At 59.5% G+C, this 23,000-nt stretch carries 16 protein-coding genes; 12 read left to right on the top strand and 4 right to left on the bottom strand.

Annotated features, from left to right (window positions below):
• The first annotated feature begins 4 nt into the window (after nucleotides 1-4).
• From E4021_RS11655 to E4021_RS11620, 8 genes are all read left to right on the top strand, one after another.
• A complete protein-coding gene (locus E4021_RS11655) occupies nucleotides 5-613 on the top strand; it encodes a hypothetical protein (RefSeq protein WP_136459535.1) in 609 nt (202 codons plus the stop codon).
• Entirely contained in the window at nucleotides 603-1,952 is a 1,350-nt protein-coding gene (locus tag E4021_RS11650; protein WP_136459534.1) for an ATP-binding protein, read from the top strand. The genes E4021_RS11655 and E4021_RS11650 overlap by 11 nt, the downstream gene beginning before the upstream one ends.
• Nucleotides 1,953-2,004: 52 nt before the next feature.
• Complete coding sequence (locus E4021_RS11645; RefSeq protein ID WP_168797578.1) at nucleotides 2,005-3,462, top strand: competence/damage-inducible protein A; 1,458 nt, start codon at nucleotides 2,005-2,007, stop codon at nucleotides 3,460-3,462.
• 1,034 nt (nucleotides 3,463-4,496) lie between these two features.
• A complete protein-coding gene (locus E4021_RS18590) occupies nucleotides 4,497-4,814 on the top strand; it encodes a transposase (RefSeq protein ID WP_136459532.1) in 318 nt (105 codons plus the stop codon).
• A 318-nt stretch (nucleotides 4,815-5,132) separates the two neighbouring features.
• On the top strand, nucleotides 5,133-6,497 hold the full coding sequence (locus E4021_RS11635) for a dihydrolipoamide acetyltransferase family protein (protein WP_136459531.1): 1,365 nt from the start codon (nucleotides 5,133-5,135) through the stop codon (nucleotides 6,495-6,497).
• Between the two features lie 46 nt (nucleotides 6,498-6,543).
• Nucleotides 6,544-7,095 carry a class I SAM-dependent methyltransferase gene (locus tag E4021_RS11630; protein ID WP_136459530.1) on the top strand — a complete coding sequence of 184 codons (552 nt, stop codon included), beginning with the start codon at nucleotides 6,544-6,546 and terminating at the stop codon, nucleotides 7,093-7,095.
• Nucleotides 7,092-7,799: a hypothetical protein gene (locus E4021_RS11625; protein ID WP_136459529.1), complete on the top strand. Its 708-nt coding sequence runs from the start codon at nucleotides 7,092-7,094 to the stop codon at nucleotides 7,797-7,799. The genes E4021_RS11630 and E4021_RS11625 overlap by 4 nt, the downstream gene beginning before the upstream one ends.
• A gap of 181 nt (nucleotides 7,800-7,980) precedes the next feature.
• Complete coding sequence (locus tag E4021_RS11620; RefSeq protein ID WP_136459528.1) at nucleotides 7,981-9,138, top strand: acyl-CoA dehydrogenase family protein; 1,158 nt, start codon at nucleotides 7,981-7,983, stop codon at nucleotides 9,136-9,138.
• A gap of 8 nt (nucleotides 9,139-9,146) precedes the next feature.
• Here the strand turns inward: E4021_RS11620 and E4021_RS11615 are convergent, their stop codons facing one another.
• Nucleotides 9,147-10,490 carry a YbjN domain-containing protein gene (locus E4021_RS11615; RefSeq protein ID WP_136459527.1) on the bottom strand — a complete coding sequence of 448 codons (1,344 nt, stop codon included), beginning with the start codon at nucleotides 10,488-10,490 and terminating at the stop codon, nucleotides 9,147-9,149.
• Nucleotides 10,491-11,887: 1,397 nt separating this feature from the next.
• On the opposite strand from E4021_RS11615, the gene E4021_RS11610 reads away from it, so the two are divergent.
• Nucleotides 11,888-14,035, top strand: a complete 2,148-nt coding sequence (locus E4021_RS11610; protein ID WP_136459526.1) for a cation:proton antiporter — start codon at nucleotides 11,888-11,890, stop codon at nucleotides 14,033-14,035.
• A 32-nt stretch (nucleotides 14,036-14,067) separates the two neighbouring features.
• On the opposite strand, the gene E4021_RS11605 is transcribed toward E4021_RS11610, so the two are convergent.
• Complete coding sequence (locus E4021_RS11605) at nucleotides 14,068-14,991, bottom strand: PD40 domain-containing protein (protein WP_136459525.1); 924 nt, start codon at nucleotides 14,989-14,991, stop codon at nucleotides 14,068-14,070.
• Between the two features lie 126 nt (nucleotides 14,992-15,117).
• Between E4021_RS11605 and E4021_RS11600 the strand changes: the two genes are divergently transcribed.
• Genes E4021_RS11600 through E4021_RS11590 form a run of 3 tightly spaced genes read left to right on the top strand, consistent with a single transcriptional unit; the run spans nucleotide 15,118 to nucleotide 17,866 of the window.
• Nucleotides 15,118-15,801: a CPBP family intramembrane glutamic endopeptidase gene (locus E4021_RS11600; RefSeq protein WP_136459524.1), complete on the top strand. Its 684-nt coding sequence runs from the start codon at nucleotides 15,118-15,120 to the stop codon at nucleotides 15,799-15,801.
• Between the two features lie 20 nt (nucleotides 15,802-15,821).
• Nucleotides 15,822-16,277 (top strand): VOC family protein, encoded by a 456-nt coding sequence (locus E4021_RS11595; RefSeq protein ID WP_136459523.1) that lies wholly within the window; start codon nucleotides 15,822-15,824, stop codon nucleotides 16,275-16,277.
• Between the two features lie 23 nt (nucleotides 16,278-16,300).
• Complete coding sequence (locus E4021_RS11590; RefSeq protein ID WP_136459522.1) at nucleotides 16,301-17,866, top strand: arylsulfatase; 1,566 nt, start codon at nucleotides 16,301-16,303, stop codon at nucleotides 17,864-17,866.
• A 764-nt stretch (nucleotides 17,867-18,630) separates the two neighbouring features.
• Here the strand turns inward: E4021_RS11590 and E4021_RS11585 are convergent.
• Together E4021_RS11585 and E4021_RS11580 are read right to left on the bottom strand one after the other, a co-directional pair.
• Complete coding sequence (locus E4021_RS11585; protein WP_136459521.1) at nucleotides 18,631-20,430, bottom strand: ABC transporter ATP-binding protein; 1,800 nt, start codon at nucleotides 20,428-20,430, stop codon at nucleotides 18,631-18,633.
• Between the two features lie 362 nt (nucleotides 20,431-20,792).
• Nucleotides 20,793-22,586, bottom strand: coding sequence for an aminopeptidase P family protein (locus E4021_RS11580; protein WP_136459520.1), 1,794 nt, complete (start codon nucleotides 22,584-22,586; stop codon nucleotides 20,793-20,795).
• Nucleotides 22,587-23,000 lie beyond the last annotated feature (414 nt).

Raw genomic sequence — 23,000 nt, 5'->3', positions numbered from 1 at the left:
CACCATGGCATCCGCGATCGACGCATTCAAACAAGCCTTTGGCGACCCTGCCGGAGCGCCGGAAGTGCCGCTGGTTTTCCCGGCCGCATGGGCCCAGGGCATCTGGTCCTATTTCGTTCAGGAAGCCGGAGTGGGGCCGTTCCGAGACGGCTTTCTTCACCTGTTCACGGAGCGTGTCCAGACGCTGAGCGACCTGCTCGACGATTGGTCCTTCTTGTTCGCGGACCAAAGGGAAAGGTGGGTGATCGGCACCAATGCGTACGGGGCCCTGCTGGTTCTCGAAGACCCAATCAAAGAGGGTACCAAGGGGCGGGTAGGCCTGGTAGACCCCCTGGAAGTACGCTACTTCAGCGACCCTAACCTGACCTTGATGTCCTTGCTGGGCAGATGGTTGCCGGAAGACCGGTTGCCGCACTTTCTCAATGATCGGGTGTACCAGGACTGGTTGACGACCCACCCGGGCGGGCTGGCCTTTGGCGATATACTTGCCATCAAAACGCCGCTGCCCCTGGGGGGTAAAATGGCGTTGGAGAACTTTCAAGTAGAGCCCATTGCTTCATACTACGCCACCACCGGACCCCTGTACCGTAAATCCTGGCTCAATGAAGGATAGAACGCAGCGCCTGGACAACCTGGAGGCGGCCATGGGGTATCTGCAACGCCTCATTAGTGCCAGGCTGGAAGTGCACCTTGGCAAGTCCGAAACCGTTTCGGTAACGGCACCTGTTTTTCGTCCGGACGACAGTGCCTTCTCCCACTTCCTGGAGGAGCATAAACCCACCTATCAAGAGTACGTAGCCATCCTGCTGGCCTTGGCTCCTCAGGTCAGGCCAGACTTTTTCGATGAACTGCTGCCTTCTCATATAGCTATGGGAGACCATTTTCCTGCTTTCGGCGGATTTCGCGGCAAACAATGCCGGGGCATTCTCCCTACCGGTGAAACCTTGCAGTTCGTACTTGCGGGTAACAATCTCGCCGAGCGGATTGCCGTACTGCATCTGTTGCGCGACGACCACTGGCTGGTCCGATCCGGCTTCCTGCTCCTCCACCCCCCGCCCCCGGGCGAACCCCCGATGGCCGGTCAGCTCGTGGCCGACCCGGAATGGGTGGAACAATTGCTCACCGGACGGGTGGCCCCGCCGGCCTTCTCCCCCAACTTCCCCGCCCAGCGCGTAGAAACCGAGCTGGAATGGAACGACCTGGTACTGGCCGACGACAGCCTACGGGAGATCGGCTACCTGACCAACTACCTCAATCACCAGCAGGAACTGGCCGGCGACCCGGGCTACGGCCGCCACAGCCGGCGGGGCTACCGGGCTATCTTTTGCGGTCCGCCCGGTACAGGCAAGACCCTCACGGCGGCCCTCCTGGGCAAGGCCAGCGACCGGCCGGTCTTCCGCGTCGACCTTTCCATGGTCGTGTCCAAGTGGATCGGCGAGACCGAAAAAAACCTGGCTGGCCTCTTCGAACGGGCGGAAAGCAAAGGTTGGATACTCTTCTTCGACGAAGCCGACGCCCTGTTCAGCAAACGGGGAGAAGTGAAGGAGAGCCGCGACAAATACGCCAACCAGGAAACGAGTTTCCTGCTCCAGCGGGTGGAGAACTACGACGGGCTCTGTATCCTGGCCACCAATTTCCGCAGCAACCTGGACAAGGCCTTCACGCGCCGTTTTGAGGCCATTGTGTCGTTCGCGCCCCCCTCCCCTACCGAGCGCCTGCAACTCTGGCGCAAGATGCTGCCCGCCCATCTACCCCTGGCTCCGGAGGTTGACCTCGACACCCTGGCTCACCGCTACGAGCTCACCGGCGCCAATATCGCCAACGCCATCCGCCATAGCGTCTATGAGTCGGTACACGCGGGTGCCGGCCAACTCCGGGAAGCCGTGCTTCGTGAGGCCATCCGTCGGGAATACCAGAAAGAGGACCGTCTGTTCCCCGCCGACGGGCCATGAAAGAAACATTCCCCGCCCGAAACTGTACAGCCTTATTAGAAAACCAACATCTATGCAGGCAACCATTCTGACCGTGGGAGACGAAATCCTCATCGGGCAGGTCATCGATACCAACGCCACCTACATGGCCGCTGCCCTGAGTGAAGAAGGTATCAGCGTAGTTGAACACCTGAGCGTAGGCGACAACCGCATGGCCATTATGGGTGGGCTCGACCGCGCCTTGCAGCAGTCTGACCTGGTGCTCATGACCGGCGGCCTGGGCCCCACCAAGGACGACATCACCAAGCAGGTGCTGGCCGACTATTTCGGTGCCGAGTTGCGCCTTCACAACCCCACCTGGAAGCGTTTGCAGAAGGTCTACGCCCGTCTCGGTCGGGAATGCACCGATCACCACCGGCAGCAGTGTCGGCTGCCCACCGGAGCGCGGGTGTTGCCCAACGAACACGGTACCGCCCCCGGCCTCTGGCTGGAAAAGGAGGAGCAGATCGTGGTCTCCATGCCGGGTGTGCCACACGAGATGGTTTACCTGATGGACCACGAGGTGATCCGCCGCATCCAGAAACGAAACCTCGATGCCGAATTGCTGCGATCCATTACCCTCCTTACCGCCGGTGCCGGCGAAAGCACCATCGCCGAGCGCCTGGAACGGATCGAAGACAACCTTCCCGAAAATATGTCGCTGGCCTACCTGCCCGACACCGGTACGGTACGCCTGCGGCTGAGCGCCCGCGGTCAGGTGGAAGCCTTGCTTCAGGCTCAACTCGACGAGTACCGCAATCACATCGAAGGGGCCCTCGGCAATCTGGTTTATGGCTACGGCAACGACAACCTGGCCTCCATGGTCGGCCGCCGCCTCGAGGAACGCGACGAGACGGTAGCCACTGCCGAGAGTTGCACGGGCGGGGCGCTGGGGCACATGATCACCATCCACCCGGGCTCCAGCAAGCACTTTCTGGGGGGCATCATCGCCTACTCCAACGACGTCAAGAAGGGGGCCCTCGGCGTCCCGGCTGAAACCCTGGAAAAATTCGGTGCGGTAAGCGAGGAAACCGTCACTGCCATGGCCGAAGGAGCCCGCGAACGGCTCAGTGCCACCTATGCGATGGCCACCTCCGGCATTGCCGGCCCGGACGGCGGCACGCCGGACAAGCCCGTAGGCACCATCTGGATTGCCCTGGCCACGCCAAGCGGCACCCGCACCAAGCTGCTGCGCTACGGCAAGGACCGCGCCCGGAACATTACCTACACCTGCCACCACGCCCTCAACCTCCTTCGACTGGAATTGACCGACCGGCCGGATCCCGCACCCCAACCCAAAGCCAAGCCGAAAGCGAAACGCAAGGCCAGACCGAAACCAGTCCCGAAAGCAAAGGCCAAGGAAGAGTCGACACCCAAGACCGAAGCAAAACCCAGAACCAAAGCGAAGGCTAAGCCAAAAACGGAGCCCGAAGCAAAATCCGCAACTGTGGTAAAGGCCAAGCCCAAGCGCCGGCCGATCCGCAAAAAGTAACTACGGCTTGAGCCGTCAGGCTGCAATCATGACAGGCAGCTTGGCGACTAAAAGTCGGCGCTACATACCAATGGCCTCAGCCGTCATGCTGCAAAGGAATATTAGCGGCACGCGTAGCGACGGCTTGAGCCGTCGTGCTGCGATCCTGACAGGCAGCTTGCCGACTAAAAGTCGGCGCTACATACCAATGGCCTCAGCCGTCATGCTGCAAGTAAATATTAGCGGCACGCGTAGCGACGGCTTGAGCCGTCAGACTGCAACTGCTACAGGCAGCTTGCCGACTCAAGTCGGCGGTTAGTAGCGACGGCTTCAGCCGTCATGCTGCCAAGAAATACGGGCTGTGTGCATTGAACGAATTTATCGTCGAGCCACTTTCGCTTTCTGGTTTACCAGCAGCTTGCCGACTAAAAGTCGGCGCTTCAGTACACACCTTCAGCCGTCGTGCTGCGATCCTGACAGGCAGCTTGCCGACTAAAAGTCGGCGCTACATACCAATGGCCTCAGCCGTCAGACTGCAAAGGAATATTGATGGTATGCGTAGCGATAGCTAGAGCCATTGTGATCTCCAATCGGAAACGGCACATCTGGCAACGGTGATCCTGAAGCTAACCGAAAAGAATTTTTCCTATCCCACATACAATACAAACAATTTGTTTAATATAGCGGTACACCCCACCGCTATGAATCGCTTATCAACTTTCCACCGTAGTCGACTCCCACACTATACGCCAATAGGCGGCACTTTCTTCGTCACCTTTCGTGTACATAATGCACTTCCACTCCGGTTGATGCAGGGATTGCGTTTTGAATACGAACAAGCCGTACATCGAGCTACTAACATTCTGCTCCCCGCCGCGGATCGTAATCGACTAATTGCCCAGGCTCGCTATGAGTACTTCCAATCGTACGACAACCACCTTGACAGATTGCACGACAGCCGCTGCTATTTCCAGGACCCCGCTGCGTGCCGGTGTCTCACACGACGACTTCATCAATACGATGGCTCCCTGTACGAGCTTAAAGCCTACTGCATCATGCCCAACCACGTTCATGTCCTGCTCTCCCTCGGGAACCAGACTACCGATGTTGATAACTTCTTCCTTACGGATGATGCCCTAAGCTTTAGTTACCAGCCCCTATCGGAGGTGATGCGCCGAATTAAGGGTGCATCCGCCCGAGATATTAATTTATACCTGGATCGTAGGGGAACCTTCTGGCAGAAAGACAGCTACGATCATTACGTCCGTGATGCCAAAGCTTTCGAAAACATCCTGTACTATATCCTTTACAATCCCGTCAAGGCAGGTTTGGTCACCGAGTGGCGGGAATATCCTTTTACCTACTACGCGTAGCGAAGGCTTCAGCCGTCATGCTGCCTGAAAACACCGGCTGGATGCAATAGAATTATTCATCGTCGGGCCACTTTTCCTTTCAAGTTTATCAGCAGCTTGCCGACTAAAAGTCGGCGCTACAGTACACTCCTTCAGCCGCTGTGCTGCGATCCTGACAGGCAGCCTGCCGACTCAAGTCGGCGCTACAGCGCACACCTCCAGCCGCCGTGCGGCCGGGCTAAAGCAGGCGCTACGGGATAATGTCAACCCTACCGCCTAAATTTGCTTTCCCCTAGTCGATCACGGCCTAACCAGCCGGCAAAAACCAAAGCACCCCTCATGGCCCAAGTAGAGCTCATAATGCCCAAGATGGGCGAAAGCATCATTGAAGCAACCATCCTGAATTGGGTGAAGCAGGTGGGCGACACCGTAGAAGTAGACGAAACCGTTCTGGAGATCGCCACCGATAAGGTCGACAGCGAGGTGCCCGCTCCCGTAGCCGGAACCATCAAGGAGATTCGTTTTGAGCCCGACACCACTGTAGCCGTGGGCGAAGTGATCGCCCTGATCGAGACCGAAGCCGGCGCCGAAGTCGAAGCCTCCCCCGCCGTTGCCCAGTCTGAGGAACCGACTCCCCCGGCCGAACCGAGCACCCCGGCACCCGCCCCCCAGAAAAAGGCCGCCGCCACCGCGACAAGCGCGCCAGAAAAAGAAAACACCCCCACAGAAAAGTCCGAAAACGGTCGCTTTTATTCTCCGCTAGTTCGTACTATTGCGGACAAGGAGGGCATCGGCCAGGCCGAGCTCGACCAGATCCCCGGCAGCGGCAACGGCGGCCGGGTCACCAAACAAGATATTCAGGCCTACCTGAAGCGGCGCGATAACCGCTTCATAACCGGTCCTGGCAAGGCTGCACCAACGGCTGGAACCTCCGCGACAACCCTTCCCCCCCGCCCCCCTGTCGCACCAGCCGGCAGTCTTGCCTCCGGTTCTTCCGACGAGATCATACAGATGGACCGGATGCGCCGCCTCATCGCCGACCACATGGTCGACAGCAAGCGCACCAGCCCGCACGTCACCAGCTTCATCGAAGTCGACGTAACGGACATCGTCAACTGGCGGGAACGGGTCAAAAAGGGCTTTCAGCAGCAGCACGGTGAGAAGATCACCTACACCCCGATCTTCATCGAGGCCGTGGCCAAGGCCATCAAGGACTTCCCCCTCGTCAACGTGAGCGTCGACGGCAACCAGATCATCAAGAAGGCCAACATCAACATCGGAATGGCGGCCGCCCTGCCCAGCGGCAACCTTATCGTCCCCGTGATCCGCAACGCCGACCAGTTGAACCTCATGGGACTTACCAAGCGGGTCAACGACCTGGCCAACCGCGCCCGGCAAAACAAACTCAAACCCGAAGAGATCAAGGACGGCACCTTTACCGTGACCAACGTGGGCACCTTCGGCAACGTCATGGGCACCCCGATCATCAACCAGCCGCAGGTGGCCATCCTGGCCGTCGGCGCCATCCGCAAGAAACCGGCCGTGGTTGAGACGGAGTACGGCGACCTCATCGCCATCCGCCAGATGATGTTCATGAGCCTCAGCTACGATCACCGCGTGGTGGACGGCTTCCTCGGCGGATCCTTCCTGCGGCGCATCGGCGATTACCTGGAAGCCTTCGACCCCGAGCGAACCGACGTATAACGAACCTTTGACCGGCCGCCGCGCTTGGTGGGAGGAACGTATCAGCATGAGCACACTATCATTCCTGCTCGAGGGACTGCGCAACATCGGTACCACGGGCACCATTACCCGCAGCAGTCCGGCACTTTGCAAGGCCGCCATCGACCGCATCGATTTCAATACCGCCCGCACCATCGTAGAACTGGGGGCCGGCGACGGCGTCATCACCCGCCACATCCTGGAGCAACTGCACCCCGAAGGGAAGGTGATCGCCTTCGAAGTCAGCGAAGACCTCTGCGACGATATGCGCGCCATCGGCGACCCCCGCCTGGTGGTGGCCCAGGACAGCGCCGAGAACATCCGGGCGTGGCTCGACAAGATCGGGGCCGACCGCGCCGACCACATCGTTTCCGCCATCCCCTTCGCCGCCCTTCCACCTGACCTCGGCCAACGCATCGTGACCGCCGCCCGCGACAACCTCCGAGCCGGGGGCTGCTACAATCAGGTGCACTACAGTCTGAAAACGAAGTCGTACTACGAGCGCGCCTTCGGCCGGGTCGACGTGCGCCGCATCTACCTGAACCTGCCGCCCGCCTGGGTCCTGTACTGCCAGAAATGATGCGACGGCTGCCGCTTCTGCTGCTCCCCCTGCTATTCGCCTGTTCCTCAGAGCCGGACATCCGCGCTTATTACTACCCTGTCCGGGAGCTTACCGACGGACTGGTCTATCAGTACCGCAACACCGGCGACGTGAACCAGGAAGCCTACGAGTACTGGTACTACCTGGGGCTCGACCGCGACACGGCCCTCTACCTGAGCGCCACGCGTTACGCCAATGGCATCACCCCCGTGCAGGTTTCCACCGAGCGGGTGCGAAACGACGGGGCTTATTTGGAGCAATTGGCCCTCTACCCGCCCTCACCCGACGGGCAGCGGCAACGAGTGGAAACAGAGGTGCTGTACGACCGCATATTCCCCTTTTATCCCACGGACGGGCAGGCCAGCGGATACCGCGTCCGCTTCAAGGTGCCCGGTAACAGCGACGCGCAGAACTTCGTCTCCCTGAACCGCTATTACCGCGGCGATACGATCCTGAAGGTGCTCGGCGAGGAGCGGGAAGCCGTCGTCTTCGACCTGCAGGGTGAGGTCAGCCAGCGAGATGCGCAACTGGGCGACATCAGTCCGACCTTCACGGGCTACGAGATCTACGCAAAGGGTTTGGGCCTGGTAGAGTACCATCGCGATCTGGGCGCGGGCGGGGCCGCGGGTGCAAGGCTAGTCCGGCGAATGCCGATGAGCGAGTTTGCGGGACCACCAGATTAAGCCGAGATTGGGTGGACGGAAAAACAGCTATGCCTGGCGCTAAGGCCCCCAACCGCGCCTTGCCCGCCCAGCCGATGGCACCCGCCCAAATCCCGCATTTGCCTTAGATACGGCACCCGCGCTCCGCCGCCCGGAGCTTGCGAATATTCGCTAACTTCGCCGTTCCCAAACCAAGCCGATCATGAATTTCCAACTCACCGAAGAACAGCTGGCCGTGCGCGATGCGGCCCGTGATTTTGCGCAGCAGGTCTGCAAGCCCGGCGTCATCGAGCGCGACACCCACATGACCTACCCTACCGAACAGGTGCGGCAAATGGCTGAACTGGGTTTCATGGGCATGACGGTGAGCCCGGAGTACGGCGGCAGCGGGCTGGACTACATCAGCTATATCCTGGCCCTCGAGGAGATTTCGAAGATCGACAACAGCTGCTCGGTCATCATGTCGGTGAACAACAGTCTCGTTTGCTCCGGTCTGGAAGCCTACGGCACCGAGGAACAGAAGCAGCAATACCTGACCAAACTGGCGAGCGGTGAGTGGATCGGCAGTTTCTGCCTCAGTGAGCCCGAAGCCGGTTCGGACGCCACCCACCAGCGCACTACGGCCGTGGACCAGGGCGACCACTACCTGCTCAACGGCACCAAGAACTGGATCACCAGCGGCGGCACCAGTCGCGTACACCTGGTCATCGCCCAGTCCGACCCGGAGGCCGGCCACCACGGCATCAACGCCTTCATCGTAGACACGGAATGGGACGGGGTGGAAATCGGCGCCAAGGAAGACAAGCTGGGCATCCGCTCCAGCGATACCCACACCATCATGTACAACAACGTGAAGGTGCCCAAGGAAAATCGGATCGGCGACGACGGTTTCGGGTTCAAGTTCGCCATGAAGATCCTGTCCGGCGGGCGCATCGGGATTGCCGCGCAGGCCCTGGGCATTGCCGGCGGTGCCTACGAGCTCGCCGTAGGCTACTCCAAGGAGCGGGAAGCCTTCGGCAAGCCCATCTCCCAGCACCAGGCCATTGCCTTCAAACTCGCCGACATGGCCACCGATATCGAGGCGGCCAAGATGCTGGTATATCGCGCCGCGTGGCTCAAGGACTCCGGCGGCAACTACGACCAGGCCGGCGCCATGGCCAAACTCTTTGCCAGCTCAGTGGCCATGCGCCACACGGTGGAAGCGGTACAGGTGCACGGGGGCTACGGCTACGTAAAGGAATACCACGTAGAGCGCCTGATGCGCGACGCCAAGATCACCCAGATCTACGAAGGCACCAGTGAGGTACAGAAGATCGTGATCAGTCGCGGTGTGCTGAAGGGCGGTCTGTACGTAGAGTAGCGATTGATCTACGGGCGGCGGCCCAGCTCCAGGTTACGGATCAGCTCCAGGTAGCTGCGGCTGAACTCCGTCAGGTCGGCGAAATTGAGCTGTGACACGGCGGGGCGCAGTTGGGGGTATTCCGATCGGTAGCGTTCGGCGATCTCGGTAACGGCCGAGCGAATGGCGCGGCGGGCCGGCCGGCCGTCGCGGTCAAGGAAGGACTGGGAGTAGCCCAGCCGGTGGAAGTAGTCGTTCTCCGTCACGCGGTAGTACAGGTGCAGCAGTTCGCGATCGGGCGGCGGCACGGCGTAATTGAACAAAGCGTAACCGGCGATGTAGCCGGGGATAGCCCGCGCTACGGGGAGGTAGCCGTTGTCCTGGTACCAGTCCATATTCGGCAATTCATTGTTGACCAGGCTGGCGAGTCGGTCGTGGCTGGCCGGAAGGGTGATGCCGAAGGTGTACTTGCCGGCGTACAGTTCTTCGGAGAAGCTTTCCGGGGCCCGGCGGAGCAGTTGTTGGAGTTCCCCTAGCAGCCGGACATTTTTGTAGGTCACGGGCTGCTGCTCCTCTTCCCGTTCGAAGTACATGCGGTGCATCCGTTCCAGGGCCTCCATGGTGTGCCCCTCGGGCCGCAGCAGGTAGTCGAGGCGGTATACGAGGTCGAGCAGCAGATAGGCCACGGCGCCCGGGTGTTCCTCCGGATTGATCGCGTTAGAGGCGAGGTAGTCGATCAAGCCCTGGATGCGCTCCCGCAGGAATCCCAGCTTGATGCGTTTGAGCTCGGCGGAGAGCGGCTCGAGGTGGGTGACTTCCACGGGACTGAGACAGCCGCTGAACTCTTCGAGGAGAAGGTCGTCCTGCTTATCGGCGCGCTGGGCCACTTCTTTGAGGGCATGGTAGAGTTTGTGCGGACTGGCGTCGTGCACGGGCGTATCGAAAATGATCGTCAGGCAATTCTCATCGTCCAGTCCGAAGCGGCTATACTTCAGTTCGTAGTTCATGGCCGTGAGGCGGCGGAGCAGTTCCGTATCGGTTCGTTCCAGGCGGGCGATGCGGGCCGAGGCGCGGAGCTGGTCGCGGTCTGCAAATCCCGTCACCCGTTTACTGCCCTGGTAAAATTCGAAGTAGAGGGTACCGTCTTCCCGCTTCCACTTCACGTTGTTCTCCCGGGGATCGAAGAGGTAGGCCATGAAGGCGGTACAACTCTGCAGGAATTCCCCGTCTTCGAAAGCCGTGACGGCCGCCTCCCAGGCCGCGTAGTTTTCCCGCGACTTGTACGCATCGTTATAGCGCCCGAAACGGTGATCGGGCTCTTCGCCGTCGCTTCGACCGGCGGTGCGGCCAAACAGGGTATCCCAAATGCTCATCGGGGGAAAGATACGGCGGGGATGTAGGAGGGGATTGGGATTTACGATTTCTGATTTGCTATGTGCGATTTACCATTTGGCTGCCGCTGTTTTCTGCTCGCTGCGCTCGTGGGGGTTATTTCCAATTTCCATTTTTGCTCGCGAAGCCCATTCCTCGGTTCCCTCGGAATTGACTTCGCTAGGAGGTCACCGTCCCTTTCAGGGCCGGTTGGGATTTACGAGTTTTGATTTGCCATGTGCGATTTAGCATTTGGCTGCCACTGCTTTCTGCTCGCTGCGCTCGTTCCGGCCGGCCCGTCATGAGATGTTGACCGGAGCGGGAGGGTTAGGAATTATCAATTTGCAATCTTTTATGTGCAATTTTTAATTGGCGCTGCCGCATGCCTTTGCTCGCTACCGCCCGTGATCGCGCCTGGTGGCGCTCCGCCCGTAGCCGGCCGATGCGGGTGGAGGGTCTCCAGGCCCGATTACTCTTACCGTTATGATGACTTCGTGATAAAAACGTTACGCTTTTCGTCCGCGAAGCCCATTCCTCGGTTCCCTCACAATTGACTTCGCTAGGAGGTCACCGTCCCTTTCAGGGCCGGTTGGGATTTACGATTTCTGATTTGCTATGTACGATTTAGCATTTGGCTGCCGCTGTTTTCTGCTCGCTGCGCTCGTTCCGGCCGGCCCGACATGAGATGTTGACCGGAGCGGGAGGGTTTGGAATTTACAATTTGCAATTTTTTATATGCAATTTTTAATTGGCGCTGCCGCACGCCTTTGCTCGCTACCGCTCGTGATCGCGCCTGGTGGCGCTCCGCCCGTAGCCGGCCGATGCGGGTGGAGGGTCTCCAGGCCCGATTACTCTTACCGTTATGGTGACTTCGTGATAAAAACGTTACGCTTTTCGTCCGCGAAGCCTATTCCTCGGTTCCCTCACAATTGACTTCGCTAGGAGGTCACCGTCCCTTTCAGGGCCGGTTGGGATTTACGAGTTTTGATTTGCCATTTGCGATTTAGCATTTGGCTGCCACTGCTTTCTGCTCGCTGCGCTCGTTGCGGCCAATCCGTCATGATGTCGACCGGGGCGGGAGGATTTGGGATTTACAATTTGCAATTTTTTATATGCAATTTTTCATTGGCGCTGCCGCACGCCTTTGCTCGCTACCGCCCGTGATTGCGGCGGGAGGTGAAGGAGATTCGGGGGTAAAGGTTACGCGATTTCCATTGGGGGATAATTCGTAAAAATGGGCGGCGCCGTGCCCCTATCTTCGAACGGCATTCCGTGCCAGCCTGGCTTGGATCCGTTTGATTATACGGCACCCGCGTACGCGCCCCGGAGATAGGCGGGCCTGAACCAAAGAGGGGCGCTGAGGCGGATAGAGTGCATAACCTGATTACCGGGAGAGAGTATGCTGCTACCGTATTTATTCGACATCGTGCTCCCCCTGACCAATCCGGTAGTGAAGTTCCTGTTGATCTTGGTCATCATCTTGGTAGCGCCCCTGCTACTGAACAAGATCAAGATCCCCCACCTGTTGGGTCTCATCATCGCCGGGGCGGTCGTCGGGCCTAACGGTTTCAACCTGATCGAGCGGGACAGCAGCATCATCCTCTCCGGCACGGCGGGACTGCTCTACATCATGTTCCTGGCCGGACTGGAGATCGACCTGGTCGACTTCAAGAAGAACAGCCGTAAAAGTCTGGTCTTCGGTATGTACACCTTCATCATACCCATGACGCTGGGGACACTGACGGGACTTTACGTACTCGGGTTCTCCGAACTGACGTCCGTCCTGCTGGCCAGCATGTTCGCCTCGCATACGCTCATCGCCTACCCCCTGGTCAGCAAGCTCGGGGTGGCCAAGAACAAGGCCGTGAACATCACCGTGGGCGGCACCATGATCACCGACACCCTGGCGCTGCTGGTTCTGGCGGTAGTGGTGGGCATGACGTCCGGGGAGGTGAATGCTCAATTCTGGATAAGGCTCACGCTGTCGATCCTGGCCTTCGGACTTACGGTCATGCTGCTGTTCCCCGTCATCGGCCGGTGGTTCTTCCGGCGGTTCGACGACAACGTGTCGCAGTACATCTTCGTCCTGGTGATGGTCTTTCTCGGGGCCGCGCTGGCCGAACTGGCGGGTATTGAGGCGATCATCGGGGCCTTTCTTTCCGGGCTGGCGCTTAACCGGCTTATCCCGCGCATTTCTCCGTTGATGAACCGCATCGAGTTCGTGGGCAACGCCATCTTCATCCCTTTTTTCCTGATCGGGGTGGGCATGCTGATCGACTACCGGGCTTTCTTCGCCGACCTCGATACCCTGCGGGTAGGCACCATCATGATCGTTGTGGCCACCGTCGCCAAGTTCCTGGCCGCCTGGCTGACGCAGCACACTTATGGTTTCTCGGTTGACGAGCGCCGCCTGATCTTCGGCCTCAGCAACGCCCAGGCCGCCGCTACCCTGGCCGCCGTGCTGGTGGGCTACAACATCATCCTGGGCGAAACGCCGGCGGGTGAGCCCGTCCGGCTGCTCGACGAGACCGTCCTGAACGGTACGATCCTGATGATCCTTTTCACCTGTACAATGGCCTCCTTCGTGGCTCAAAAGGGAGCCAAGAACATCGCCCTGGCCGAAGCGGGAGACACCGTCGGGGAGGAGGAGGAACACCGGGAGCGCATCCTGATCCCCATCAGTAACGCTGAGACCACCGATGAACTCATTAACCTGGGCATCACGGTGAAGTCCAAGAACAACAAGGACGGATTGTACGCGCTAAGCATCGTCGACAACAATGCCGCCAGCAATAGCGGCGACACCAAAGCCAAAAAGATCCTGCACAAGGCGGCGGTAACCGCCTCCGCCACCGATAACCAGTTGCACGAATTGCTACGCTACGACCTGAACATCGCCAACGGCATCATCAGCGTAGTGAAGGAGCAGCGCATCAGCGACCTGATCCTCGGTCTGCACGTGAAAAAGGACATCTCCGATACCTTCCTCGGCAACCTCACGGAAGGGATCCTGACCAAGTGCAACACCACCACCCTGATCTACAAGCCCTTCCAACCCTTCGCTACCATCCAGCGGCACGTGGTCATCATTCCGGCCGACGCGGAAAAGGAGATCGGCTTCCCGTTCTGGCTGGTCAAGGTCTGGAACATCGCCCGCAACTCCGGCGCCAAGCTGGTCTTTTATGGCCCCACCGATACCCTAGAGTACATCCAGGGGGTGCAGGCGAAACATCCGGTCTACGCCGAATTCAATGCCTTCGACGACTGGAACGATTTCCTCATCCTGACCCGGGAGATCCAGAAGAATGACAACCTCATCATCGTCATGAGCCGCAAGGAACACCCCTCCTTTCACGAGAGCATGATCAAGGTCCCCTACTACCTCAACAAGTACTTTGCCGACAAGAGCTTCATCCTGGTGTACCCCATCCAAGCCGGTGTGACGGATGACGCCAGCATCGACTTCAGGAATCCCACCATGCTGGAACCCTTCGAAAAGCTCGACGAGATCGGAAAGACCATCGCCAGCCTTTTCCGTCGGAAGTAACTGCACGGTGGGAGGTTATCGGGAACCCGCTTTCATTCCCGCAGCCAGGCGGGTGCCTCATTCCGTTTCGGGCCATTGGTAAGCCGGATCCGCTCTTTGCTTGCCAGGTGGACCAGCCACAGATCATACGCCCCCGCTGAGCCGGCCGTGTAGGCGATCCATTGCCCGTCGGGCGACCAGCTCGGAGAGTAACATTCGGTGGTATCCTGGGTCAGGTTGCTGAGGTTGCTGCCGTCGGCGTCCATGAGGTAGAGGTCCCAGCGGTCGTCGGCCAGTCCGTAAAAGACGATACGTGTCCCGTCGGGGGAATACACCGCTCCCGAATCGTACCCCTCCTTGCGGGTCAGTCGCTGCACGTTACTCCCGTCGGCCTCCATGCGGAAGATCTCCCCGTTGGCGGCGTGGGTGGTGTCCTTGGGCTCGCGCAACTGACGGGTGAACAGAATATGCCTACCGTTTGGGGACCACGACGGGCTTTCTTCGTAGTCGGCGTTGTCGGTCAGGGCGGTGACGTCTGATCCGTCGCGTTTCATCCGGTAGATGTCGCGACCTTTCCCTCCGCGTTCGCTTATGAAGACGATGTGCCTTCCGTCCGGGGAGAAACGGGGGAGCACGTCCGCGGTCGGATGATCGGTCAGTCGCTCCAGTGGGCCGCCTTCGGTGAGCATCACGTATATCTCCTGGTTTCCGTCCCGGTCGGAATAGAAGGCCAGCGCAGTCCCATCCGGCGAGCCGGAGACGCTGAAGTCCAGCGCGGGGTGGTCGGTCAGATTGGTCAGTCCACTGCCGTCGGTATTCACGGTGTAGACATCGTAGTTGCCCGTCCGGTTACTTACGAAGGCGATGCGGCCGTTGGGTGTACCCGGTACTGCGGCACCCTCCGCGACCGGGGGCATACCGCCACTGCGGCAGGCGGTCAGAAACAGAAGGGAGAAGACGATCGGGAGAAATCTCATCGCGGTAGAAAGTGTGTATAGTCCAGCCCCTTTCCGTAAGGTAAGGTTCCTGGTTGATGGAGTGGGGTTACCCCTTGCCCCGCCCTACCGGTTATTTTCGCCGTCATTCCGTATTTACGCCTCGGCATGACCATCTTCTACAATCTCGGCTTACTGATATTCACGGCGGGGCTCTCCCGCGCTACCGGACCCGGAAACCTTCTCCGCAGCTGGATCCTACCCCTCTCCCGTCGCGGCCGGAAATTCAGCTGGGGCTTCACGGTACTGGCCCTGGCGTGCGTGGCCTACCATGGCATTTCTACCCTCATCCAGGATATCCATTGGACGTGGGTGGAGCAAATCGTGCCCGGCCTGCTGGCCCACTCCCTCTGGTACGACCTCAACTCCGTACTATTCGAGGAACTGATCTTCCGGGGCATTCTCCTGTATATGCTCCTGCGGCGCCTGCCCGAGGTTGGGGCCTGTTTGATTTCCGCAGCCGCCTTTGGCGTATACCACTGGTTCACCCAGGGTGCCTGGGGCAATCCGGTGGCCATGGCCGTGGTCTTCCTGGTTACCGGTCTTATGGGCTACGTCTTCGCTTTCGCCTACGCCCGCACCTCATCCATTGCCCTGCCCTTCGGCCTCCACCTGGGGTGGAACCTGGTGAACCATACCCTGTTTGCCGCCGGTCCCTTTGGTGCCCTGTTGCTGAGGCCCGTCTCTGAGGAGGCGGCCTCACTGGTCTCCCTGCTTTTGTACCTGGCCATCCCCCTAATTGTCCTTTTTCTGGTGAACCGCCGCTATCCCCTATCTTCCAAGCCTCACTAACCCATCCCCGACCAACGATCATGGCAGAAGACCTGAAATCAACCTCCGAAAAGGCCACCACAAAGCCCCGCGTAACCGGTATCGGCGGCATATTCTTCAAGTGTGAGGACACTGAGCGGACCAAGGAATGGTACAGCCGCCACCTCGGACTGGCTACCACCCCCTACGGCTCCTCCTTCGAGTTCCGCAACGCGCACCGCCCCGAAGAGATCAACTACCTGCAGTGGAGCCCTTTCTCCGAGGAAACCACCTACTTCGATCCCTCCTACAAACCCTTTATGATCAATTACCGGGTACACGATCTGGAGGCGCTCGTCGAGCAATTCAAGGCCGACGGCGTCACGGTGCTCGACGAGATCGAAACCTACGACTACGGGAAGTTCGTCCACATCATGGACCCTGAAGGCAACAAAATCGAACTCTGGGAGCCGGTCGACCACGTGTTTACGGCGATGGGCGGGCCCACCACTAAGTGACCATCCGCCGGACCCCCACCGCCATGCGTACGATCTTCGCCCTGTGCTGCCTGCTGGCACTGCTCACATGCCATTCTCCGGCACCAGCTCCGTCAACCCAAAACGATTACCAAGAGGCAGCCCCGCCCAATATCGTAGTCATCCTGGCCGATGACCTGGGCTACTCCGACCTCGGCTGCTACGGAGGGGAGATCGCCACACCCACCCTGGACCGCCTGGCTGCCCGGGGACTGAAGTTCCGCCACTTCTACAACGCCGCCCGCTGCTGCCCCACCCGGGCTTCCCTGCTCACCGGGCAGTACCCCCACACCGCCGGAATGGGCAAGATGGTGAGCAGCATCGACAGCGAACCCCCACCCGGCCCTTACCAGGGTTACCTCAGCGACAGTATCCCTACCCTGGCCGAAGCGCTACGGGTACAGGGGTATCGTACCTACATGGCCGGCAAGTGGCACGTAGGCGAAAAGCCGGAGCACTGGCCCCTGCGGCGGGGCTTTGACCGGTACTTCGGCCTGATCAGCGGCGCGAGTAGCTATTATACCATTCGCCAGGACCAGGATCGTCATCGCCAGATGGTGCTCGACTCGCTCCCTTGGGCGCCACCGTCCACCGGGTTCTATGCCACGGATGCCTACTCCGACTACGCCAACGAAGTCCTGCAGGACCACGTCGCCGAATTCGCCGATCAACCCTTCTTCCTCTACCTCGCCTACACCGCCCCCCACTGGCCGCTGCACGCCCCGGAAGAAACCGTGGAGCAGTACCGGGGTCGCTATGCCGCGGGCTGGGACAGCCTCCGCCACGAACGCCACGCCCGGCAACGGCAGTTGGGCCTCACCGACGATCGCTACCTGCTGCCCCCCCTCGACGAAGACGTTCCCGACTGGTCCGCCGCCGATCCCGCCCTGCAGTGGGAACGCCGCATGGAAGTCTACGCCGCCATGGTACAGCGCATGGACGAGGGCATCGGCCGCCTGGTCCGCCAGCTCGAAACCACCGGACAGCTCGACAATACCCTCATCCTGTTCCTATCCGACAACGGCGGCTCCGCCGAGGATATCTCCGGCCGCAACCTTCACCGGGATACCGCCGCCATCGGTCAACCGGGCAGCTACGTGGCCTACCGCAAACCCTGGAGCCAACTCAGCAACGTCCCCTACCGCAAGTACAAGCAGTGGACCGACGAAGGCGGCATCGCCACCCCCCTGATCGCCCACTGGCCCGCCGGTCTGCCCTCCCGTTCCGACTGGATTGACGCCTACGCCCACGTCATCGACCTGCTGCCTACCTGCGTAACTGCTGCGGGCGGGGACGCGGGTGCCATGCAACTTCCGGGTATCAATATCTTTTCGGTTCTCAACGAGCAGTCCCAACACCAGGACCGCCCCCTCTACTGGGAGCACTACGGCCGAGCGGCCATTCGCGTGGGCCGTTACAAACTGAGCCGCGTGGCCCCCGACACCGACTGGCGCCTCTTCGACCTGCACACCGATCCCACCGAGCTCCGCGACATTGCCACGGTTCAACCGCAACGGGTGGAGGAGATGGCCAACCTCTACGCCGCCTGGGCAAAGAAAGTAGGGGTGTAGGGAGAGAAGAGACGGGTATAGCAGGCAGAAATCTACGGCAGCGAAATCGTAAATGAAACTGTGTAATTGGCAGATCATGTATTCCTCGCCCGGCCCTGGAAGGGACGGTTCTCAATTAGCGAGGTCCATTCCGAGGGAACCGAGGAATGGGCCTCGCGGGCATAAGGTTTGATCCCCCTGCGGCGGCGATACCATAAAGTCTCGTTCAAATCAGACGTTCGAGATTTGCGATTCTCGATTCTCGATACTTGATTCTCGATTAGCTGCGCTGCTGCCTTTGGCGGTTGGCTACCGCACGGCTCTGCTTACTGAACTCGTCGTCGGGTCTGGAGGCCCTCCGCCCAGGTGGGCACTAGCGCAGCGAGCATGAAGCACCGGCAGCCAAATCGTAAATGAAACTGTGTAATTGGTAGATCATATATTCCTCGCACGGCCCTGGAAGGGACGGTTTCCAATTAGCGAGGTCCATTCCGAGGGAACCGAGGAATGGGCCTCGCGGGCATAAGGTGTGATTCCCCCGCAGCGGCGATACCAAAAAGTCTCGTTCAAATCAGACATTGGAAATTTGCGATTCTCGATACTTGATTATCGATTAGCTGCGCTGCTGCCTTTGGCGGTTGGCTACCGCATGGCTCTGCTCGCTGAACTCGTCGTCGGGTCTGGAGACCCTCCACCCGGGTGGGCACCAGCGCAGCGAGCAGAAAGCAGCGGCAGCCAAATCGTAAATTGTATATAGCACCTTGGAAATTGTAAATAACAAATCCCTACCCAGCTTCCCCATCCACCTCTTCGGCCATCTGCCGCTCCACAATCTCGCTGTAATAGCCACCGTTGGCGAGCAATTCTTCGTGGGTGCCCATCTCGGCTACCCGGCCATCTTCCAGCACGATGATCTTGTCGAAGGTGAGGTGGCCGTAAATGCGGTGGGTGATGATGATGGAGGTTTTGTCCTGCAAGGCCTGGTTAAAGTAGCCCAGGATCTGCTGTTCGGTGTTGGTGTCTACGGCGCTGAGGCTATCGTCCAGAATGACGATGTCGGGTCGCTTGATGAGGGCGCGGGCAATGCTCACGCGTTGCTTTTGGCCACCGGAAAGGGTAACACCGCGTTCGCCTACGAGGGTGTCGAAGCCGAGGGTGAGGCCTTCGATATCCTTGTACACGGCGGCGTGTCGGGCGAACTGCTCGATTTCAGCGTCGTCGGGGTCGTGGTCGGCTCCGAAGGCGATGTTGGCTTTTATGGTGTCGGAGAAGAGGAATACGTCCTGGGGTACGTAGCCGATCTTCCGCCGCAAGTTGGCCAGACCAATCTCCCGGATGTCCTCACCGTCGATCAGGATGCGGCCACTGGTCACGTCATACATCCGCAGCAAGAGGTCAGCCACCGATGTTTTGCCCGAACCGGTACGGCCGATGATGGCCAGTTTTTCACCGGCTTTCAGCGTAAAACTAAAGTTATCCAGGGCCTTGATGCCGGTATCCGGATATACGAAGGTGACGTTCTCGAAGGTAATATCGCCCTTGATAGCGCCCCTGTATTCGGGATGCGGATCGGTGATGGTGGCCTTGGTATCTAAAAATTCGTTGATCCGCTTCTGGCTGGCGGCGGCCTGCTGTACGATGCTGGCAATCCAGCCGATGGCGGTCACCGGCCAGGTGAGCATATTCACGTAAATCACGAACTCGGCGATATTACCCGCGGATATCTCGCCGGCGACTACCTGTAGCCCGCCAACGTAGACGGTGAGTACCGTCGCAGCACCCACCATGAAGACCATAAGGGGAAAGAACCAGGCATCCACCTTGGCCAGGTCGACGCTCATGTCCTTGTATACGTCACTTTGCTTGGCAAAAAACTGCACCTGCTGCCGCTCCCGCACGTAACTCTTCACCACCCGGATGCCGGAAAAGACCTCCTGCGCGATGCTGGTCAGTTTGGAAAGCTGCTGCTGAATCAGCGTGGAGCGGGTATGGATAATGTTGCTTACGTAGTAGATACTGATCGCCAGTACGGGTAGCGGGATCAGGGTATAAAGCGTCAGGGTCGGACTCACCGCCAGCATGCTCGCAATTACGAAGATGATGGTTGAGATCAGGTTGGCGCAGTACATCACTGCCGGACCCAGGTACATGCGCACCTTGTTGACGTCCTCGGTGATCCGGTTCATGAGGTCACCGGTATTGTTGCGCTTATAAAAATCGAGACTCAGGTCTTCGTAATGCGCAAAGATCACCTCCCGCAGGTCGTACTCGATGAGCCGCGACATCACGATGATCGTCTGCCGCGTCAGGTACAGAAAGAACCCCATGATCAGCGCGAGTACCAGTACGAGTCCGGCAAACAGCATCAGGGTATGGCTCAAAATACCAAAAAACTCCCCCTGCACTTCGAAACCGTCGTAGATCCGGTAGGTATTGACGTAGTCAATGACCAGATCCAGGGCCTCCCGGATCACCTGCGGCTGCAGAACCTGAAAGTAGTTGGAAATACAGATGAATACGATACCCAACGCGAGGCGCCAGCGGTACTTCCAGAAGAATCGGTTTAGGAATTTAAGTTCGCGCAAGGGAGTCGGGGTTCTGCGATCGGGGATGGAACGTTTGCGGCGACGGATAGTTGGAGGGGCACGTCGAGGCCCTGTGGGCCGAGCCTGGGGATTTACCAATTACGGTGGACCTAGGGCAATGTACCATTAGCGGCCCTGTACCCGCAAGGCCATTCCCTCGGGTCCCTCAGAATTGACCTTGCTTGTTGGGGGTGTCCCTTTCAGGGCCTTGGGGGAACTGCGATTTTCAATTTACCATTTGGCTGCCGCTGCTTTCAGTTCGCTGCGCTCGAAGGGTCGTTTAGGATTATTGATTTGCGGCTCCGTGTGCAGCGGGTTCGTGTTGCGCGGTGGCGGAGTTGATGTCTTACGCCGCATTCGCCCTACAGGGTGGCGCACTCCCGGCGAAGCCACTCGAGTTCGTCCCCGTCCAATAGCGGCGATACCTTTTCCCAAACGAGGCGGTGATAATCGTTGAGCCACCCCAACTGGGCGACCGTCAGCAGTGAAGTATCGATCAGGCGGCGGTCGATCGGGAAGAGGGTGATGGTTTCGAAGTAGAGCCACCCTTCGCGGTCCGATTCGGTGACGACGACCAGATTCTCGGTTCGGATACCGTATTCGCCGTCGCGGTAATAACCCGGCTCATTGCTGAGTACCATTCCCGGCTCCAGGGCGTGTTGGGCGGTCGGCGACAGGGGGTTAGGACTGATGCCCGCGGGACCCTCATGAACGTTCAGGAAGAAGCCCACCCCGTGTCCGGTGCCATGACCGTAGTTGAGTTCGTGCAGCCACAGCGGCCGTCGGGCCAGCACGTCGAGTTGTACGCCACTCGTACCCGTCGGGAAACGGGCCATGGCCAGGTCGATGTGCCCCTGCAGCACCAGGGTGAAGTGCAGCCGTTGCGCTTCGGTAGGCGTTCCCACCGCGAAGGTGCGGGTTATGTCAGTAGTGCCGTTGTGGTACTGGCCACCGCTGTCTACCAGCAGTATGCCCTCCGCCTTCACGGTAGCCGAATCTTCGGCCGTAGCGTGGTAGTGCACGATGGCGCCGTTGGCACCGTAGCCTACTATTGGGTTGAAGCTCTCACTTACGTAATTATCGTACTGGGCCCGAAAGTCCGCCAGTTTTTCACCAACCTCGTATTCCGTGACCCCTTCGCCGACGGCTCCGTCCAACCAGCGGCGCAGGCGCAGGAGCGCGACGGCATCGTGCGCCATCACTTCGCGCAGGTGGCCGAGGGCCGTGGGGTTTTTCTTGGCTTTCCAACGGGGTATAGGGCTCGGGAAATTGGCCGCATCCTTACCGCCGGCGGCCCGCGCCAGAAAGACGGAAGTGGTGGTGGGGTCAAACCCGATATCGGCGTCCTCCGCGTTCAAGCGGCGCAGGAAGTGGGACGCTTCGCGGTAGGGCAGGCGCTGCAGACCGGGCAGTTTGTCGGCCCAGCCGGAAAGGGCGTCGGTCTGCTCGGCAAACACGGCGTGGTCGCCGCGGCGACCGGCAATAAAGTACCCGACCATGAGGGGGTTGAAGTCGATATCCGTCCCGCGCAGGTTGAGCAGCCAGGCAAGCTCGTCCAGGGCCGATACGAGATAGTAATCCAGGTCCTGCTCCTGCATCCAGGCCAGGAGCTGGTCCAGTCGGTCTTCCCAGCGTTCACCGCTGAAGTCGGCCAGGTGCTCACTCACCGGTCGGTTGGGAAGGTCGGGGCGGTCCTTCCAGATGAAGTCGATCAGGTCGTGATCGGTGCGCAGGTGCAGTCCGGCTTTCTTAAGTTTCTTCTCCAGCCGCTGTGCTGCGTGGGCGCTGAAGATCCGTCCGTCCACCCCGACGGTTTGCCCGCTGAGCAGGTGGTCGGTCAGCCATTCGGCGTACTCGGGGGTGTGGGGCGTTTTCAACTTCATGAGCTGGATGCCGCTACCCGCCAGTTCCTGCTCGGCTTGCAGAAAGTAACGGCTGTCGGTCCAAAGCCGTGCCTCGTGGAGGGTTACAACCATGGTACCGGCCGATCCCGTGAAGCCGCTCAGCCATTCCCGCGACGCCCACCGCGGGGCGGGGTATTCGCTCTGGTGTGGATCGGTGCTCGGCACGATGTAGGCATCGAGTTGATACTCCAGCAGTTGCTGGCGCAGGGCGGTCAGTTTTTCCGGAATCGTCATGCCGACAATATACTTCATCCGGGGGGAGGTGCTTGAGCTATGCGGGGGCGTTTTGGCTTGGATGAGGAGAGTGGTTGATTTACAATTTATAAAGTGCCATTTTCAATTTACAAATTAGCTGCCGCTGCTTTCTGCTCGCTGCGCTCGTGCTGCAGGTTCAAGGCCGAGTTGGTTGGAGGGTCTCCAGGCCCGAGGTGTTATTATTCGGCGATCTCAGGGCTACAGGAACTACTCACGCCCTAAGCCCGCCCGCGAGCACGCTATCCCGGTGTGCCTCGGAGTTAATCTCGCATATTGGTTAGCGTTTCTTTCTGGGCATTTAGCGTGATTTGCGATTTATGAAGTACAAGGTTCAATTTAGCTGCCGCTGCTTCCTGCTTGCTGTGCTCGTGGGGTGATATACTATTTCCGTCTCTCCTCGCAAAAGTCGAG

Origin of the sequence: Neolewinella litorea, from assembly GCF_004803465.1 — a bacterium.
Lineage (GTDB): Bacteria > Bacteroidota > Bacteroidia > Chitinophagales > Saprospiraceae > Neolewinella > Neolewinella litorea.
The sequence above is the reverse complement of the archived record's forward strand: the minus strand, read 5'-3'. Positions and strand labels throughout refer to the sequence as shown.